General features: G+C 57.9%; 15 protein-coding genes. All 15 read left to right on the top strand.

The window, feature by feature from the left end; genetic code table 11:
* Positions 1 to 176 precede the first annotated feature (176 nt).
* Positions 177 to 1,037, top strand: coding sequence for a flagellar motor stator protein MotA (gene motA, locus QN370_RS05700; protein WP_322128035.1), 861 nt, complete (start codon positions 177 to 179; stop codon positions 1,035 to 1,037).
* Between the two features lie 36 nt (positions 1,038 to 1,073).
* On the top strand, positions 1,074 to 2,081 hold the full coding sequence (gene motB / locus QN370_RS05695) for a flagellar motor protein MotB (RefSeq protein ID WP_322128034.1): 1,008 nt from the start codon (positions 1,074 to 1,076) through the stop codon (positions 2,079 to 2,081).
* Between the two features lie 29 nt (positions 2,082 to 2,110).
* Positions 2,111 to 2,662, top strand: a complete 552-nt coding sequence (locus QN370_RS05690; protein WP_416172178.1) for a chemotaxis protein — start codon at positions 2,111 to 2,113, stop codon at positions 2,660 to 2,662.
* Between the two features lie 78 nt (positions 2,663 to 2,740).
* Positions 2,741 to 3,106, top strand: a complete 366-nt coding sequence (locus tag QN370_RS05685; RefSeq protein WP_322128032.1) for a response regulator — start codon at positions 2,741 to 2,743, stop codon at positions 3,104 to 3,106.
* Between the two features lie 79 nt (positions 3,107 to 3,185).
* A complete protein-coding gene (gene cheA / locus QN370_RS05680) occupies positions 3,186 to 5,345 on the top strand; it encodes a chemotaxis protein CheA (protein WP_322128031.1) in 2,160 nt (719 codons plus the stop codon).
* A gap of 11 nt (positions 5,346 to 5,356) precedes the next feature.
* Complete coding sequence (locus tag QN370_RS05675) at positions 5,357 to 5,869, top strand: chemotaxis protein CheW (protein ID WP_322128030.1); 513 nt, start codon at positions 5,357 to 5,359, stop codon at positions 5,867 to 5,869.
* Positions 5,870 to 5,936: 67 nt separating this feature from the next.
* The gene (locus QN370_RS05670; protein WP_322128029.1) at positions 5,937 to 7,604 is read left to right on the top strand and encodes a methyl-accepting chemotaxis protein; all 1,668 of its coding nucleotides are present in this window, start codon (positions 5,937 to 5,939) and stop codon (positions 7,602 to 7,604) included.
* Between the two features lie 25 nt (positions 7,605 to 7,629).
* Complete coding sequence (locus QN370_RS05665) at positions 7,630 to 9,306, top strand: methyl-accepting chemotaxis protein (protein WP_322128028.1); 1,677 nt, start codon at positions 7,630 to 7,632, stop codon at positions 9,304 to 9,306.
* 28 nt (positions 9,307 to 9,334) lie between these two features.
* Positions 9,335 to 10,891 (top strand): methyl-accepting chemotaxis protein, encoded by a 1,557-nt coding sequence (locus QN370_RS05660; RefSeq protein WP_322128027.1) that lies wholly within the window; start codon positions 9,335 to 9,337, stop codon positions 10,889 to 10,891.
* Positions 10,892 to 10,909: 18 nt separating this feature from the next.
* Positions 10,910 to 11,791 carry a CheR family methyltransferase gene (locus QN370_RS05655; protein ID WP_416172153.1) on the top strand — a complete coding sequence of 294 codons (882 nt, stop codon included), beginning with the start codon at positions 10,910 to 10,912 and terminating at the stop codon, positions 11,789 to 11,791.
* A gap of 5 nt (positions 11,792 to 11,796) precedes the next feature.
* Positions 11,797 to 12,405, top strand: a complete 609-nt coding sequence (gene cheD / locus QN370_RS05650; RefSeq protein WP_322128026.1) for a chemoreceptor glutamine deamidase CheD — start codon at positions 11,797 to 11,799, stop codon at positions 12,403 to 12,405.
* Positions 12,406 to 12,419: 14 nt separating this feature from the next.
* The gene (locus tag QN370_RS05645; RefSeq protein ID WP_322128025.1) at positions 12,420 to 13,496 is read left to right on the top strand and encodes a chemotaxis response regulator protein-glutamate methylesterase; all 1,077 of its coding nucleotides are present in this window, start codon (positions 12,420 to 12,422) and stop codon (positions 13,494 to 13,496) included.
* A 98-nt stretch (positions 13,497 to 13,594) separates the two neighbouring features.
* Positions 13,595 to 13,993, top strand: coding sequence for a chemotaxis response regulator CheY (gene cheY / locus QN370_RS05640; RefSeq protein WP_322128024.1), 399 nt, complete (start codon positions 13,595 to 13,597; stop codon positions 13,991 to 13,993).
* A gap of 1 nt (position 13,994) precedes the next feature.
* Complete coding sequence (gene cheZ / locus QN370_RS05635) at positions 13,995 to 14,645, top strand: protein phosphatase CheZ (RefSeq protein ID WP_322128023.1); 651 nt, start codon at positions 13,995 to 13,997, stop codon at positions 14,643 to 14,645.
* A 69-nt stretch (positions 14,646 to 14,714) separates the two neighbouring features.
* A complete protein-coding gene (locus tag QN370_RS05630) occupies positions 14,715 to 15,929 on the top strand; it encodes an EAL and HDOD domain-containing protein (protein ID WP_322128022.1) in 1,215 nt (404 codons plus the stop codon).
* Positions 15,930 to 16,343: the final 414 nt, after the last annotated feature.

The raw sequence follows: 16,343 nt of genomic DNA, 5'->3' as shown, positions 1-16,343 counted from the left end.
GTTACCTGTGATAAATTCTCAGCGAGTTTGACTCGTAGTTTTGGTTTTAGTAAAAGGCGCTAATTCCCGATCATTTTTTTTGATTTTCTGTCGCTGTCACTGGTAGCGTCGATTTCAAAACATGAATTTTAAACAGCCGGACGGATGTCGTCGTCGGTGTCGACTGGAGTAACTGCTTGTTAGTTATCATTGGATATGTCGTTGTCATGCTGTCGGTGTTTGGCGGGTTCGCCTTGGCCGGCGGTCATCTTGCCGCATTGTGGCAACCGCTGGAGCTATTGATGATTGGCGGCGGTGCGCTCGGTGCCTTTTTTGTGGGCAATAATGTCAAGGCCATGAAAGCGACAGCGCAAGCACTGCCGACCCTTTTTAAAGGATCGAAGTTCACCAAATCCTTGTATATGGATTTGATGTCGCTGATGTTCGAGATACTGACAAAAGTACGTAAAGAAGGTTTGATGTCGATTGAAGGTGATGTCGAGAAACCGGAAGAAAGTCCAATTTTCAGCAAGTATCCGAGCATCTTGCATGACCATCACGTGGTCGAATTCATCACCGATTATTTGCGCCTCATGGTGTCTGGCAACATGGATGCATTCCAGATCGAGAATCTGATGGATAACGAAATCGAAACGCATCATCACGAAGGTGCCGTGCCTGCGCACTGCATTGCCAAACTCGGTGACGGTCTGCCGGCGTTCGGTATTGTTGCTGCGGTGATGGGCGTAGTGCACACAATGGAATCAGTCAGCTTGCCGCCGGCCGAACTTGGCATGCTGATTGCCCATGCGTTGGTCGGAACGTTTCTCGGTATCTTGCTCGCATATGGTTTCGTTGGTCCGCTGGCCAGTTTGCTTGAGCAAAAGCTGGACGAGTCCACCAAAATTTATCAGTGCATCAAAGTGACATTGCTGGCAAGTCTTAACGGTTATGCACCGGCCCTGGCTATCGAGTTCGGACGCAAAGTCTTGTTTTCGACTGAGCGGCCAACCTTCGGTGAGCTAGAAGAGCACATCAAGCAATCGAAATCCAAGTAATCGGGCGAGTAATGACATCACGCGGCGAGGCACATCATGGCTGACGAAGGTACGCGACCCATCATCGTCAAACGCATCAAGAAAGTTGCTGGCGGGCATCACGGTGGCGCGTGGAAAATTGCTTATGCGGACTTCGTCACAGCGATGATGGCGTTTTTCCTGTTGATGTGGCTGCTTGGATCGACCGCCAAAGGTAGCTTGAGTGGTATTGCCCAGTATTTCCAGACGCCTCTGACGGTGGCAATGGGTGGCGGTTCGGGTTCGGGAGACAGTTCCAGCGTTATTCAAGGTGGTGGCCAGGACCTGACGCGCAAGGATGGTCAGGTCAAGCGGGGCGAAACCGTCGCCCCGAAAAAAACCTACAACATCAAGGCTTCTCAGTCAGATCTCGAAAAAGCGCTGGAGAAAGCCGAAGCCGGTCAGCTAAAAGCCTTGAAAGTAAAAATAGAAGCCTTGATCGAGTCGAACCCGATGCTCAACAAATTCAAGAATCAACTGCTACTCGACATCACCAGTGAAGGTCTGCGCATCCAGATTATCGATGAACAGAACAGGCCGATGTTTGCTTCCGCCAAGGCTGAATTGCAGCCCTATACGAAAGAAATCCTGCACGAAATCGGTTTCGCGCTCAATGACGTACCCAACAGGATCAGCCTGTCAGGCCACACTGACGCATCGACTTATTCGAGTGGTGAAAAGGGCTACAGCAATTGGGAGCTGTCGGCAGACCGCGCCAATGCTTCACGCAAAGAGTTGATCTTTGGTGGCATGAACGAAAGCAAGGTGCTGCGGGTGGTTGGGCTTTCCTCCGCAGTGTTGTACGACAAGGAAAATCCATTCAACCCGATCAATCGCCGCATCAGCATTATCGTCATGAACAAGAAGGCAGAAGATGCCGCTTCGCGTGAAGGTGCGCGTGCGGTCAATGTGGTCAGTGGCGACGAAGACGGTGCCGAAGTAACAACCGGTCCGTCTGATCTAACGGGTTCCCCGGCTCCGGCACCGGCCCGTGCGCCATCCCCCGCTGCAACTGTGCCGCGATGAGTCAGTTTGAGTCCCGGGAGAACATCGTGATGAGGCAGGATAGTCCGTTGGGGCAGCAGATCCGACAATTGCTCGATGCGGTGTCCCGTCAAGGCGCCGGTCACCTTGCTGAAGTCGAGACCGATCTGGCGCAAACCGCATTGTTGCTGACCGAGGCGATCGACAAACTGGGCGCGAGTTTCATGTCTATTCATGCTGTCATCAGCGTTCAGCAGGATGCCATTGTGCACCTGGTGCATCACGGGGCGATTGGTTACGAGCAACGGGAACATCTGCAAGGGCTGCAGAACGAGATTGACCGGCACGTCAATGCCGCTGTCACCGGATTGCAGTTTCAGGACATGACCAGCCAGCTGCTTCAACGCACACTCGGCCATGTGAGCAGCTTGCGGGGCATGATCGACGTGCTTGGCGAGACGGCTACGGCGATTGGCCCGGACGCGTCTGCCGATGAGGTGACCACGCAACTGACCATCGCCAGCAATGAGGTGGCCACTTGCCGCGTTTTGCTGGAGGATGCGCAATTGCGCAAGGCGGTCAGACAGACCCACATGGAATCAGGCGATATCGAATTATTTTAAAGCGTGGCGATCCACCGGGTAACGGTGGTGCCGCGACATTCCTCACAACGAACGCAGCAACAGCATAGCGGAGCACAAATGGCAAAATCGATACTCGCAGTGGACGACTCAGGTTCACTCAGGCAAATGGTGGTGTTCAGTCTTAAGGCCGCCGGATATCTGGTGACCGAGGCCGTCGATGGCCAGGATGGGCTCGACAAGGCCCGCACGCAGGCCTTCGATCTGGTGCTGACCGATCAGAACATGCCGCGTATGGATGGCCTGACGCTGATTCGCTCGTTGCGTGCACTGCCGAGTTATCAGCGCGTTCCCATCCTGATGCTGACGACCGAAGCTAGCGACGAAATGAAGGCCAAGGGCCGGGCAGCGGGTGCCAACGGCTGGTTGGTCAAGCCGTTCGATCCGCAGCGTCTCACCGAAGTGGTCAAGAAGGTGATTGGCTGACCATGCCGTTTCCTTCACAGTGGCGCGGGAGTGCAGTTGCCTCGCTCGCGCAAACATCACGGTTTTACGGAGCGCTGCAATGACGATCGACATGGGGCAATTTTTTCAGGTGTTCTTCGAAGAAACGGAAGAACTGCTAGCGGAAATGGAAAAACTGCTGCTCGCGGTCGACGTCAGCAATCCTGATCCGGAAGACTTGAACGCGATTTTTCGGGCAGCGCATTCGATCAAGGGCGGTGCCTCGACATTCGGCATCACCGATCTCGGTGAAGTCACGCACGTACTCGAAACGCTGCTGGACCGTATCCGCAAAGGCGAAACCTTGCTGACAGCAGAGCATGTCGAAGCCTTTCTGGCCGCCAAGGACATCCTCAAGATGCAGCTCGACGGGCACCGGCTCGGTTCGGTTGTCGATCTCGAGGCAGTCGGCGATATCCGCATGCTGTTGCAGTCGCTATCGGAAGTGCATAGGCCGATACCCGTTCAGGTGGTGCCACTCGCCATAGCCGTCAAGCCGGACGGTGACTACGCTCATCGCTTTCATATCGAGCTGCCTGTCATCAGCGAACGTGACACCGACGCGCTGGCTGCCGAACTCGGTTTGCTCGGTTTCATCGTGCGTTCGCACTTGCCCGATCAGCGCGCCGTCTTCGAACTGGCAACCAACGAATCAGTTGACGACATCATTGCGCTGTGCTCGTTCGTGCTCGATCCCGATGCCTTGAAAATCACCTTGCTGCCGGCACCAGCCAGTGCCAGCGATGCCGAACTCGGCTATGGTTTTTTCGAGCCGATCGACAGCCGTTTTGGTAACTTGATACCCGCTGTGCCCAGCACACTGCAGGAACAGGAAGCCAGGCAGGGCTACGGTTTCTTTGCGCCGTTTGTACCGCAGGGCAAAACCGACGCGCCGGCGGAAGCCGCCATCGAGCATGAGCCCGCACCGTTGGCATTGACCGAATCGCAGCACGATGCGCTGGCCGGTCAGAGCACGGGCGACTCCGACAAACGCGCCCATCAGCGGCGCGAAAATGAAAAGACGGCCTCGGCCGAAGCCAGCTCGATACGCGTGAGTATCGAAAAGGTCGATCAGCTGATCAACCTGGTGGGAGAGCTGGTCATTACCCAGGCCATGATCGAGCAGCGTACCGACACGCTCGACCCGATGAAACATGAACGTCTGCTCGACAGCGTGTCGCAATTGACCCGCAATACCCGCGACCTGCAAGAAGCCGTGATGTCGATTCGCATGATGCAGATGGACTACGTCTTCGCGCGCTTTCCGCGCATGGTGCGCGACCTCGCCACCAAGCTGGGCAAGAAGGTCGACTTCGTCACCGTCGGCGCGGCCACCGAACTGGACAAGGGCCTGATCGAACGCATTGTCGATCCGCTGACGCACCTGGTTCGCAACAGCATTGACCACGGCATCGAAACGCCTGCGATCCGGCTCGCTGGTGGCAAAAGCGAGACCGGTCGCCTGTCGTTATCGGCAGGTCACCAGGGCGGCAATATCGTCATCGAAGTCAGCGATGATGGCGGCGGACTCAACCGTGAACGCATTCTCCGGAAGGCGGCCGAAAACGGTCTGCCCGTGTCCGATGACATGACCGATCCGGAAGTCTGGCAACTGATTTTTGCACCCGGGTTTTCAACGGCCGACATCGTCACCGATGTATCGGGTCGCGGTGTCGGCATGGATGTCGTCAAGCGCAACATCACCGCGATGGGCGGTGTCGTCGACATCCGTTCGGCCAAGGGTTTTGGGACGACGATTTCGATCGCGCTGCCGCTGACACTGGCCATCCTCGATGGCATGTCGATCCGTGTCGGCGACGAGGTCTACATTCTGCCGCTCGGCTATGTGGTCGAATCGTTGCAACCGCGTGCGGTTGACGTCAAGGAAATCAGCGGACAGGGCCAGGTCATCAAGGTGCGTGGCGAATACTTGCCACTCATCCCGTTGCACCAGATGTTCGGCATTGCACCGCGTTATACCAATCCGTCCGAAGGGATTGTCGTCATCCTCGAATCGGAAGGACGCAAGGCTGGCCTGTTTGTCGACGACCTGGTCGGTCAGCAACAAGTCGTGGTCAAGAATCTCGAATCGAATTACCGCAAGGTGGCCGGTATTTCTGGTGCCACCATCCTGGGCGACGGCGGTGTTTCGCTGATCGTTGATGTCGCCGCCCTGTTACGTTCCAGTCGTCATAACACCGACGAACCCATCTTTTCTTAAAGGACAACATCATGTCAGAATCCGCACAAATCAACGCCCAGATCCTGGGTGCAAAATCCACCGCCGACATCGCCGGTAACGAATTTCTCGCCTTCACGCTGGGCAAGGAAGAGTACGGCATCGACATCCTGAAAGTGCAGGAAATCCGCGGCTACGAAGCCGTCACCCGCATCGCCAACGCACCTGAATTCGTCAAGGGTGTCGTCAACCTGCGCGGCATCATCGTGCCGATCGTCGACATGCGCATCAAGTTCAATCTTGGCGAGCCGACCTACGACCAGTTCACCGTCGTCATCATTCTCAATATCGGTGGCCGGGTCATGGGCATGGTAGTTGACAGCGTGTCCGATGTGATCACCTTGTCGGCCGAGCAGATCAAACCGGCTCCCGAGATGGGCACGGCGTTCAATACCGACTACCTGATTGGTCTTGGCACGCTCGATGAACGGATGCTGATCCTGATCGATATCGACAAGCTGATGTCGTCGTCTGAAATGGGCCTGATCGAGAAAATCGCTGCCTGAGCAAGTCCCTGCCGGAGTATTGCGGCGGTCCCGTTGCCGCGTCGTGCCTTTAAACCGGAGTCGTGAAATGAACTTGCGCAACGTGCGGATCGGAAGCCGGTTAGCCCTTGGCTTCGGCAGTATTCTGGTCATTCTAGTGCTCGCCCTCGTGTTGGGCAGTGTCTTCAACGCGAGTAACAAGCGACAACTGGTTGACGGTCTGGCGACCGCCAACCACAAACTCGAACTGGCCGGCGCAATGAAAAATGCGCTGCTTGAGGGCGGCATCGCGATGCGCGATATCGGTTTGCAGTCCGACCTGGCGGCGATGCAAAAAGATGATCAGACCGTCAAAGCCGAACGCCAGCGGTATGCGCAGGCACGTGACGGATTGACTGCGCTGGGTCTGACGGACGTCGAAAAGAAACTCGTCGCCGACATCGCGCGCATCGATGACGAACTCGCCGCACCGCTGAAAAACGTCTTGCGGCAGGCCATGGCGTTCAATAGCGAAGAAGCGATCAAGATCATCAACGGCAGTATCGATCCGATGAATCGCAAGACACTCGTCGAGATCAACAAGCTCGTCGAGCTTCAGCAAAGCGCGACGCATCAGGTCATGGCAGAGGCCTCCGCGGGTGATCTGCGTCTGATGCAATGGCAGTTGTTCAGTGGTGTCGTGGCATTAGCCATCGGTGCACTGCTGGCATGGGTCATCACACGCAGCATCACCACGCCGTTGCAGCAGGCCGTCACAATTGCCCGCCGGGTCGCTGATGGCGAGCTCGATTCCCACACTGCCGACGTCACCGGACGTGACGAAATCACTGATCTGCTCAAGGCATTGCAGGCAATGAGCGGCAACTTGCTGCGCATCGTCACGCAGGTGCGCAGCGGTACCGAAACCATCGAAGTCGCCTCGCGTGAAATCGCGTCCGGCAATGCCGATCTGTCGTCGCGCACCGAGTCGCAGGCCAGTTCGCTGGAACAGACCGCCTCGTCGATGGAAGAACTGACCGAAACCGTGCGCCAGAATGCCGGCAATGCGCAGCAGGCCAATCAGCTGGTGATCTCGGCGGCGAGCGTGGCGCTGCGTGGCGGTACGGTGGTCGGACAAGTGGTCAGTACGATGAGTTCGATTACCGACAGCTCGCGCAAGATCGTCGACATCATCGGCGTCATTGATGGCATTGCGTTCCAGACCAATATCCTCGCCTTGAACGCGGCGGTCGAGGCGGCACGCGCCGGCGAGCAGGGGCGTGGTTTCGCCGTGGTGGCGTCGGAAGTACGCAGCCTTGCGCAGCGTTCGGCGGCTGCTGCAAAAGAAATCAAGAGTCTCATCGGCGACTCGGTCGGCAAAGTTGACACTGGCAGCCGTCTGGCCGAAGAAGCCGGCCGGACCATGCAGGAAATAGTCAGCTCGGTGCAGCACGTCGCCAGCATCATGAGCGAGATCACGGCGGCGAGTCAGGAACAGAGTGCGGGCATTGCCGAAGTCAATCAGGTCATTACGCAGATGGACGAAATGACGCAGCAGAATTCGGCATTGGTCGAACAAGCCTCGGCAGCTGCCGAAAGCCTGCAGCAGCAAGCGGTTGTGCTGATGCAGGCCGTCGCGTTATTCAAGCTCGATCAACCTGGTCAGGCCCGCGCGGTTGCCGTCGCGCCCGCGCTGCGCAAGGCATTACCTGCTGCGGCGCGTTCTGTGCCAGTGCGCAAGGCGGCTGCTGGCGGCGGTGAATGGGAAGAATTTTGAAGATCACGAAAAGGGGAAACAACGGATGGTAGTCCTGTCGAATGTGCGGATAGGGACCCGGCTGGCGCTGGGATTCGGACTGGTTTTACTGGGAGCGCTGGCATTGCTGGTGCTGGGTTTGTGGCGCATGACCGAACTGCGTGCCGAAGCCGTTGCGCTCGTTGATACCAAGGTGGTCAGTCTGACCAGCGCGATCGGCATGCGTGAAGCCAGCGCCAGTCTGGAACTGGCCTTGCGCAAGGTCGCAACTCCGACCGACAGAGCCGAAGGCGAACGCGAAAGCCAGCGCGCTACCGACATCCTGACGCGCTATGCGGCCACCGAAAAGGTGCTTGCCGAAGTCTCTTCCAGTACCGTCAGCAAGGCAGCGCAAGAGCAGGTCGCGTTGTTGAAAACACCGATCCTGCCGCTCATTGACAGAGCCCGCAAACTGATCGGCGAAGGAAACTATTACGACGGATCAGCGCTACTTAAAACCGACCTGATGCCGCTGTATGCCAAATGGAATGCGGGGTTGACAACGCTGGTCGAGGCCGAACAGGCTGACCTGCGTCATTCGATAGCCGCGTCGCAGGATAATTACAGCCGTGCCCGAATGGGCATGTTTGGCATCGGCATCGTCACGTTGTTGCTGGGTGTAGGGATCGCATTGCTGATTACACGCAGCATCACGCAACCCATGCAACGTGCCACGCAGATCGCCGACACCATTGCGGCGGGCGACCTGAGCGCCGATATCGACGTCGGTGGTCCCGACGAAGCCGGCCAGCTGGTCAATTCACTGCGATCGATGCAAGCGCGCCTGATTGATACCGTCAGCCGCATCAAGCAGGGCACCGATACCATCACGACCGCGTCGCGTGAAATTGCCTCGGGCAATGCCGACCTGTCGTCGCGCACCGAGTCACAGGCCAGTTCGCTTGAGCAGACAGCGGCCTCCATGGAGACGCTCACTGCGACGGTACGGCAAAACGCCGACAACGCGCGTCAGGCCAACCAGCTCGTGATGACGGCCTCGGACTTTGCGGTCAAGGGCGGGGCGGTGGTGGGTCAGGTGGTGGCGACGATGGGATCGATAACCGATAGCTCGCGCAAGATCGTCGACATCATCGGCGTCATTGACGGCATCGCCTTCCAGACCAATATCCTCGCCCTGAACGCCGCCGTCGAAGCCGCCCGTGCCGGTGAACAGGGGCGTGGTTTTGCCGTGGTGGCTTCGGAAGTGCGCAGCCTGGCGCAACGCTCGGCGGCCGCAGCAAAAGAAATCAAGAGCCTCATCGGCGACTCGGTCGATAAAGTCGAGGCGGGTAGTCGTCTGGTCGATGAAGCCGGTCAATCGATGCAGCACATTGTCGGCTCGGTCCGTCAGGTCGCCGACATCATGAGCGAGATCACCGCGGCCAGCCAGGAACAGAGTGCGGGGATCGCTGAAGTCAATCAGGCCATTACCCAGATGGATGCAATGACGCAGCAGAATTCGGCACTGGTCGAGCAGGCCTCGGCTGCCGCTGAAAGCATGCAGCAGCAGGCGGTTGAACTGATGCAGGCCGTCGCGTTGTTCCAGTTGCGACAGGGTGCAGTGCCTGTGTCATCGCTGGTGCCGCCTCGGGTTTCACCTCGCGTGTCGCCACGCCTCGTCAGCGTCGCCGCGAAGCCAGCACGACGCAATGTTCAACCTGCTGACGAATGGGAACAGTTTTGAAGCAGTCATTCACCTACAAGGAATCACGATGACCAACCGAGCGCCAGTGCGCACTTTCCTGACAGGGTTGTCCGCTGCTGCGGGAGTCGCTCTTGCGTCAGCCTGGATGCTGCAAGAACTGGTCGGTTCCGCGCTGGGGCCGGTGTTCATCGCCGTCCTGTCTTCGGTTGCCGGCGTGAGCGTGGCAGCGGCCATTAACCTGCGGCGCGACGGCAGTGCCGTCTTTGCGCAGCGCATCGGCGACGAGATCGACCACATCATGATCGGGGCTGCCGAGGCGGCGTTTTTCATTGAATCCATCAAGAAAAAAATTGATGCCGATGTCACCAGCACCGATGCGATTGCGGTCAGTGCCGGACAAAGCGCCAGTGCCACCGAGCAGATTGCTGCCAATGCCGAGCGGGCTTTTGAAGTGACCGGCGAGGTGCACCAGGAAAGCGTTCTCGCGCGCGCCGCAACCGAAAAAGTGCTGCTGGAAATCCACCGGGCCGAAGCCGATGCGCTGTCCGCCTCCGAACTGATGGCCATCCTGCAAAAAAAATCCGGCCAGATTTCTACCATCACGGAAGTGATTAACCAGATTGCGGCACAAACCAATTTGCTGGCGCTCAATGCGGCCATCGAAGCCGCCCGTGCCGGCGAACACGGACGTGGCTTCGCGGTGGTGGCCGGCGAGGTAAGACAACTGGCGCAGCGCACGCATCTGGCGACCGGTGAAATCGGCACGATGGTGCGCGAAATTAACCAGCAGGCGCTGCTCGCAGCCAACGGCATGACGGCCCTGAACCGGCGGGTCAGCGGTGCTGCCGTCGAAGTGGGGGTGGTCAATCTGTCGCTGGTCAATATCGAGCGTGCGGCTACCAGCGCCGAAGAGGAAGTGCGCCAGATTGCAGCGGCGTCGCGCGAACAGGTCGGTACCAGTCGTGAGGTCAGTAGCGCGATCGCTGACATCCGTGACAGCATGATTTCAACCGAGGCCGATTTGCCGGGGGCGATCACGGCAGCGATGCGCTTGTCGGAACGGGGTGAAACCATTTTTGACGCGCTCTCGCAATCGCAGGCGGTGACGCAACATGATGCGATCCGCATTGCCGCACAGCTTGCGGCCAGCGAGATCGGCGCGCTCATGGACAAGGCCATTGCACAGGGACAGATTACGCGCGAAGCGCTGTTTGATCGCCATTACGTGGCCATTCCACGCACCAATCCGCCCAAGCACAGCAGTCAGTTCGATGCCTATACCGACCGCGCTTTTCCGCCCATTCAGGAAGCGCTGTTGCAAGCGATGCCGCAACTGGCCTACGCCGGGGCGGTCGATAGCAATGGCTATTTTCCGACCCACAACAAGAAATTTTCACAGGTGCTCACCGGTGATTACGACGTTGACCTGATCAACAACCGTACCAAACGCATTTTTACGGATCGCACCGGCAAGCGTTGCGGTGGCAGTACCAGTGCGTTTCTGCTGCAGACGTACAAGCGCGACACCGGTGAAGTCATGCACGACTTGTCGGCACCCATCCTCGTCGGTGGCAAGCATTGGGGGGGCTTCCGGATTGGTTACCGGTCAGCCCAGAATCATTAAAAATTACCGGAAGAAAAATTGAAAACCATCCCGGCTACCAGGCAAGACTCCAGCAAGGAATTCGATTTCACCACACGTGATTTTGAGCGCGTGCGCTCGCTGATCTATCAGAAGGCCGGCATTGCGCTGGCCGAGAGCAAGCAGGAAATGGTCTACAGCCGTTTGGCGCGCCGCTTGCGCGCAACCGGCATCACGTCGTTTGTCACCTATCTCGACGATCTCGAAGCCGGTCGTGATGCCGACGAATGGGAAGCCTTCACCAACGCGCTGACAACCAACCTGACGTCGTTCTTCCGCGAAGCGCATCACTTCCCGATCCTGGCCGATCACCTGAAAGGGCGCAGTGGCCAGATCGATCTGTGGTGCTCGGCCAGTTCGACCGGCGAGGAGCCGTATTCGATGGCGATGACGGCGTGCGAAGTGTTCAATACGCTCACGCCGCCGGTGCGCATCGTCGCCACCGATATCGACACGAATGTCCTCAACACGGCCGCCAACGGTGTCTACACCGCCGACCGGCTCGACAAGATGTCGCCCGAACGCGCCCGGCGTTTTTTCCAGCGCGGCAAGGGCGAGCAGGACGGCATGGTGCGGGTGCGTCAGGAATTGCGGCAGCTGGTGACCTTCAAGAAGCTCAATTTGCTGGGAGCGGACTGGCCGCTGCCGGGTCCGTTCGATGCGATTTTTTGCCGCAACGTGATGATCTATTTCGACAAACCGACGCAAGGCAAAATACTGACGCGTTTCGCCCCGCTGATGAAGCCCGATGGGTTGCTGTTTGCCGGCCATTCCGAGAACTTTTTGTATGTGTCGGATGCATTCAAGCTGCGTGGAAAGACTGTCTACGAACTCGATGACCAACCCGGATTGAAAGGGCGCAGCGCAGTGCGCCACGCGTGACCAACATGGAAAAAGTCAATCAAGAGCAATTTGCGACCAATGTCTATTTCGACCGCACCTTCGACTGTGATGCGGCCAAGATTCTGCCGGGTGAGTATTTTTTTACACCCAAGGATATGCTGATCGTCACGGTGCTCGGCTCGTGCGTGTCGGCCTGCATTCGCGATCGGGTCAGCGGCATCGGCGGCATGAATCATTTCATGCTGCCCTATGGCGGCACCGACATCGATAGTCCGGTCTCGGCCTCGATGCGGTACGGCACCTACGCGATGGAAGTGCTGATCAATGAATTGCTGAAAGCTGGCGCACGGCGTGAAAATCTCGAAGCCAAGGTGTTCGGTGGCGGCAACGTCCTGCGCGGTTTCATTGCGATCAATGTCGGCGAGCGCAATGCGCAATTCGTGCGCGAGTATCTGAAAATGGAAGGCATCCGCGTCGTCGCGGAAGACCTCAACGACATCCATCCGCGCAAGGTCTACTACTTTCCGCGCAGCGGCAAGGTACTGGTCAAAAAACTCAAGCAACTCAACAACAATACCTTGGTCAATCGCGAGCAGGACTATGCCAGCCGGTTGCAATCGGCTCCTATCTCTGGTGACGTCGATCTGTTTTAGGTGAAAGGAACAACATGAAAATCAAGGTACTGATCGTCGATGATTCGGCGTTGATCCGCAGCGTGATGAAAGAGATCATCAACAGCCAGCCGGACATGGAAGTCGTCGGCGTGGCACCGGACCCGATCGTCGCGCGCGAGCTCATCAAGCAGACCAATCCGGACGTGCTCACGCTCGACGTCGAGATGCCGCGCATGGATGGCCTCGACTTTCTGGAAAAGTTGATGCGGCTGCGACCGATGCCGGTGCTGATGGTGTCGTCGCTCACCGAGCGCGGTTCCGAAATTACCATGCGTGCACTTGAATTGGGTGCAATCGATTTTGTCACCAAGCCCAAGCTGGCGATTCTGGACGGCATGCGCGATTACACCGAGATGATCAGCGAGAAGATCCGCACCGCATCGAAGGCGCACATCAAGGCGCGCGTGTTGCCGGCACCCGGTACCGTGGCGCAGGCCGGACGACCATTGCCGCAGGTCGGCAATACCTTCATCAGTAGCGAAAAACTGATCATCATCGGTGCCTCCACCGGCGGCACCGAAGCGATCAAGGAATTCCTGTTGCGCATGCCCTCTGACTGTCCCGGAATCCTGATCACGCAGCACATGCCCGAGGGATTTACGCGCTCGTTCGCGCAGCGTCTTGATGGCCTGTGCAAGATATCGGTAGTCGAATCGGCCGGTGGCGAGCGCATCCTGCCGGGCCATGCGTACATCGCGCCGGGTCACTCGCATCTGTCGCTGGCACGCAGTGGGGCCAACTACATGACCAGGCTCGATCAGGGCCCGCCAGTCAATCGCCATCGGCCATCGGTCGATGTGCTGTTCCGCTCGGTGGCCGTTAATGCTGGCAAGAACGCTGTCGGGGTGATCCTGACCGGGATGGGCAAGGATGGCGCACTTGGCATGCTCGAAATGAAACAGGCAGGCGCGTACAATTTTGCGCAGGACGAAGCCAGTTGCGTGGTCTTCGGCATGCCACGCGAAGCCATCGCTGTCGGGGCTGCCGATGAAGTTGCTCCGTTGCTGGACTTGCCGGGGAAAGTACTCGGTTATCTTGCAGCCCACAGTAGTCGTGCATTACGGGTCTGATACGCAGTTCGCAGGTGAAAGCCAAGATGGATCCGTGCATAATGCAACTTAGGGTCAGACTCGGATCCCAATATAAACAAGAATTGATGGAGTAACTTATGGCCGGTCCAAATACCCGATTTCTCGTCGTTGACGATTTTTCCACGATGCGTCGCATCGTTCGTAACCTGCTCAAGGAACTGGGCTATACCAATGTCGACGAAGCCGAAGATGGCGCGATGGGATTGGCCAAGCTGCGTGCCGGACAGTTCGATTTCGTGGTCTCCGACTGGAACATGCCAGTCATGGATGGCCTGACGATGCTGCAACACATACGTGCCGACCCGGCGCTGGCGAAGTTGCCTGTCCTGATGGTGACGGCCGAAGCTAAAAAAGAAAACATCATTGCCGCAGCGCAGGCGGGTGCCAACGGTTACGTCGTCAAGCCATTTACTGCCGCCACGCTCGATGAAAAGTTAAAGAAAATTTTTGAAAAGCTTGAAAAAGTCGGAGCCTGAAGTGACTACCTCCAGCTCTTTGGCAGAGGAATCGTCGACCATCATCAAGCACGATGAAGTACTGGTGCGCGTCGGCCAGATGACGCGCAGCCTGCATGACAGCCTGCGCGGACTCGGCTTCGACAAGCTGATGGAGCGCGCCACGCATGACATCCCGGATGCCCGCGACCGGCTTGACTACGTCGCAAAAATGACCGAGCAGGCCGCCCAGAAAGTGCTCAACGCCACCGATGCCGCCAATCCGTTGCAGGACCAGATTGGTGTCGGCGCAAAGGGCTTGACCGCGCAGTGGCAAGCCACGCTCGACGCGCCGTTTTCCGAAGCGCGCTATCGCGAAGATGCCGCGCGCACGATGGCGTATCTGGCGACCACGCAGCTGGCCACTGCTGCGACGCATGCGCACTTGTTAGAGATCATGATGGCGCAGGATTTTCAGGATCTGACTGGCCAGGTGATCAAGAAAGTGACCGAACTGGCGCACGGACTGGAACAGCAACTGGTGCAACTGCTGGTGGATTATTCGCCGGCCGAGGTCAAACGCGAGATCGACAACAGCCTGCTCAATGGCCCGCAGATCAACCCTGTCGGTAATAACGATGTCGTCGCCGACCAGAGTCAGGTCGATGATTTGCTCGACAGTCTGGGCTTCTGACGGATGATCCGGGTAGTCCGGGTGGTCCGCAAGAAGCGGATTTTTATTCCTTTCGTATAAAGTCTCTCCATGCAAGACGTCAATTTCATCGTTCGTGAACCATTGCTTGATCCGACGCTCAAGGTGCTTGGCTATGCATTGAGCTGGCAGGGAGCCGATGGCGCGTCGTTCCCGGTAAGCGAGATGGACCTGCAGGCGCTGGCGGCATTCGCCGGTGAGCGATTCACGCATCCGGAGCGCGGTTATCTGATGGCGGGCTCGATGTTGTTCCTCACTGCCACACCGGAGACCTTGCGCTCCGGTGTGCTGGCGTCGCTATCACCAGACAATACCGTGCTGTCCATCGACCGGGCTTTTCTTGATGAGGAGTCGGCACTCGACGACATCAAGTTTGCGCGCAGCGCGGGCTTCGGCATCATGTTGTGCGATGCGGATCTGGGTGGCCAGGACAAGGCCTTGCTGCCGTTAGCGAGCCATATTGAAATCTGTTTTGACAGCGCGGATTTTCTGGCACACACACGGCTGTATGCGTCGCTCAAAGAGTCGTCAAACCACATGGTGGCGCGCGGCGTTCGCACCTGGCCGGATTTTCAGGCGAGCTCATCGCTGGGCATGGATGCTTTCGTCGGCAACCTCTTTTTGAGTCCGCGTCCCGGTGCGATCGTCGGCAAGCTCAACCCTGCCCAGGCGATGATTCTGCAATTGATGGACATGGTGCGCAAGAACGCCGACGTGCGCCTGCTTGAGGGCGTGCTCAAGCGCGACGCCGGCTTGTCATACAAACTGCTGCGCTACATTAACTCGGCCGGTTTCGGATTGGGCACCGAAATCCAGTCGTTGCGTCATGCAGTGACAATGCTGGGTTATTCGCCGCTGTACCGCTGGCTGTCCGTGTTGCTGGCGACCGCTGGCAGCAGCAACCAATCGCCGGTCCTGATGCAGACTGCCATCGTGCGCGGCCGGTTTGCCGAATTGCTCGGGCAGAGTTTTCTGCCACGTGCCGAAGCTGAGAATCTCTTTGTTGCCGGCATGTTCTCGTTGCTCGATCTGCTGCTCGGTGTCCCGATGGAGGACGTCCTCGATAGCATTCAGCTTTCCGAGGCAGTCACGCAGGCGCTGTTGACGCGCGAAGGGATCTTCGGACCTTTTCTGGCGTTGGCCGAGGCCTGCGAGAAAGATAACGGGTCGGCCGGTCCGCTGGCCGAGGCGCTGTTCATCAGCGCCAGTCAGGTCAATGAAGCGCATATGGCGGCGCTGATCTGGGCGCAGAGCTTGAAGTTGTAACGGCAGGCAGGCCGCTGCCACGACAACTTACGATTGATCGGGCGGTCCGGTCCGCTCGTGAATCCGAAAACGATTACGCCGAAAACGACGAACCGCAACCGCAGCCACGACAGCCTGCCGTAGGGTGCAATAACCGCAGGGCATTGCACCGCATGTACTGTTTGCAGTCACTGATACGCTTTGTGATCCGCGATGAACTGCTCTTGGCACTCGTCCTTGCAGCAGGTGCAATGCCCTTCGGTTATTGCACCCTACGATTGATCGGTCTGTCCGGTCCGCTCAAAAATCCGAAAACGATTACGCCGAAAACGACGAACCGCAACCGCAGCCACGACAACCTGCCGTAGGGTGCAATAACCGCAGGGCATTGCACCGCATGTACTGTTTGCAGTCACTGATACGCTTTGTGATCCG

This window comes from Actimicrobium sp. CCI2.3 (assembly GCF_035019065.1).
In the GTDB taxonomy this organism is placed as follows: Bacteria; Pseudomonadota; Gammaproteobacteria; order Burkholderiales; family Burkholderiaceae_D; genus Actimicrobium.
The sequence above is the reverse complement of the archived record's forward strand: the minus strand, read 5'-3'. Positions and strand labels throughout refer to the sequence as shown.

Excerpts from the sequence above, each read along its gene's own strand:
- motB (WP_322128034.1), top strand. The coding sequence starts at position 1,074 with ATGGCTGACGAAGGTACGCGACCCATCATCGTCAAACGCATCAAGAAA.
- QN370_RS05690 (WP_416172178.1), top strand. The coding sequence starts at position 2,111 with ATGAGGCAGGATAGTCCGTTGGGGCAGCAGATCCGACAATTGCTCGAT.
- QN370_RS05685 (WP_322128032.1), top strand. The coding sequence starts at position 2,741 with ATGGCAAAATCGATACTCGCAGTGGACGACTCAGGTTCACTCAGGCAA.
- cheA (WP_322128031.1), top strand. The coding sequence starts at position 3,186 with ATGACGATCGACATGGGGCAATTTTTTCAGGTGTTCTTCGAAGAAACG.
- QN370_RS05675 (WP_322128030.1), top strand. The coding sequence starts at position 5,357 with ATGTCAGAATCCGCACAAATCAACGCCCAGATCCTGGGTGCAAAATCC.
- QN370_RS05670 (WP_322128029.1), top strand. The coding sequence starts at position 5,937 with ATGAACTTGCGCAACGTGCGGATCGGAAGCCGGTTAGCCCTTGGCTTC.
- QN370_RS05665 (WP_322128028.1), top strand. The coding sequence starts at position 7,630 with ATGGTAGTCCTGTCGAATGTGCGGATAGGGACCCGGCTGGCGCTGGGA.
- QN370_RS05660 (WP_322128027.1), top strand. The coding sequence starts at position 9,335 with ATGACCAACCGAGCGCCAGTGCGCACTTTCCTGACAGGGTTGTCCGCT.
- cheD (WP_322128026.1), top strand. The coding sequence starts at position 11,797 with ATGGAAAAAGTCAATCAAGAGCAATTTGCGACCAATGTCTATTTCGAC.
- QN370_RS05645 (WP_322128025.1), top strand. The coding sequence starts at position 12,420 with ATGAAAATCAAGGTACTGATCGTCGATGATTCGGCGTTGATCCGCAGC.
- cheY (WP_322128024.1), top strand. The coding sequence starts at position 13,595 with ATGGCCGGTCCAAATACCCGATTTCTCGTCGTTGACGATTTTTCCACG.
- QN370_RS05630 (WP_322128022.1), top strand. The coding sequence starts at position 14,715 with ATGCAAGACGTCAATTTCATCGTTCGTGAACCATTGCTTGATCCGACG.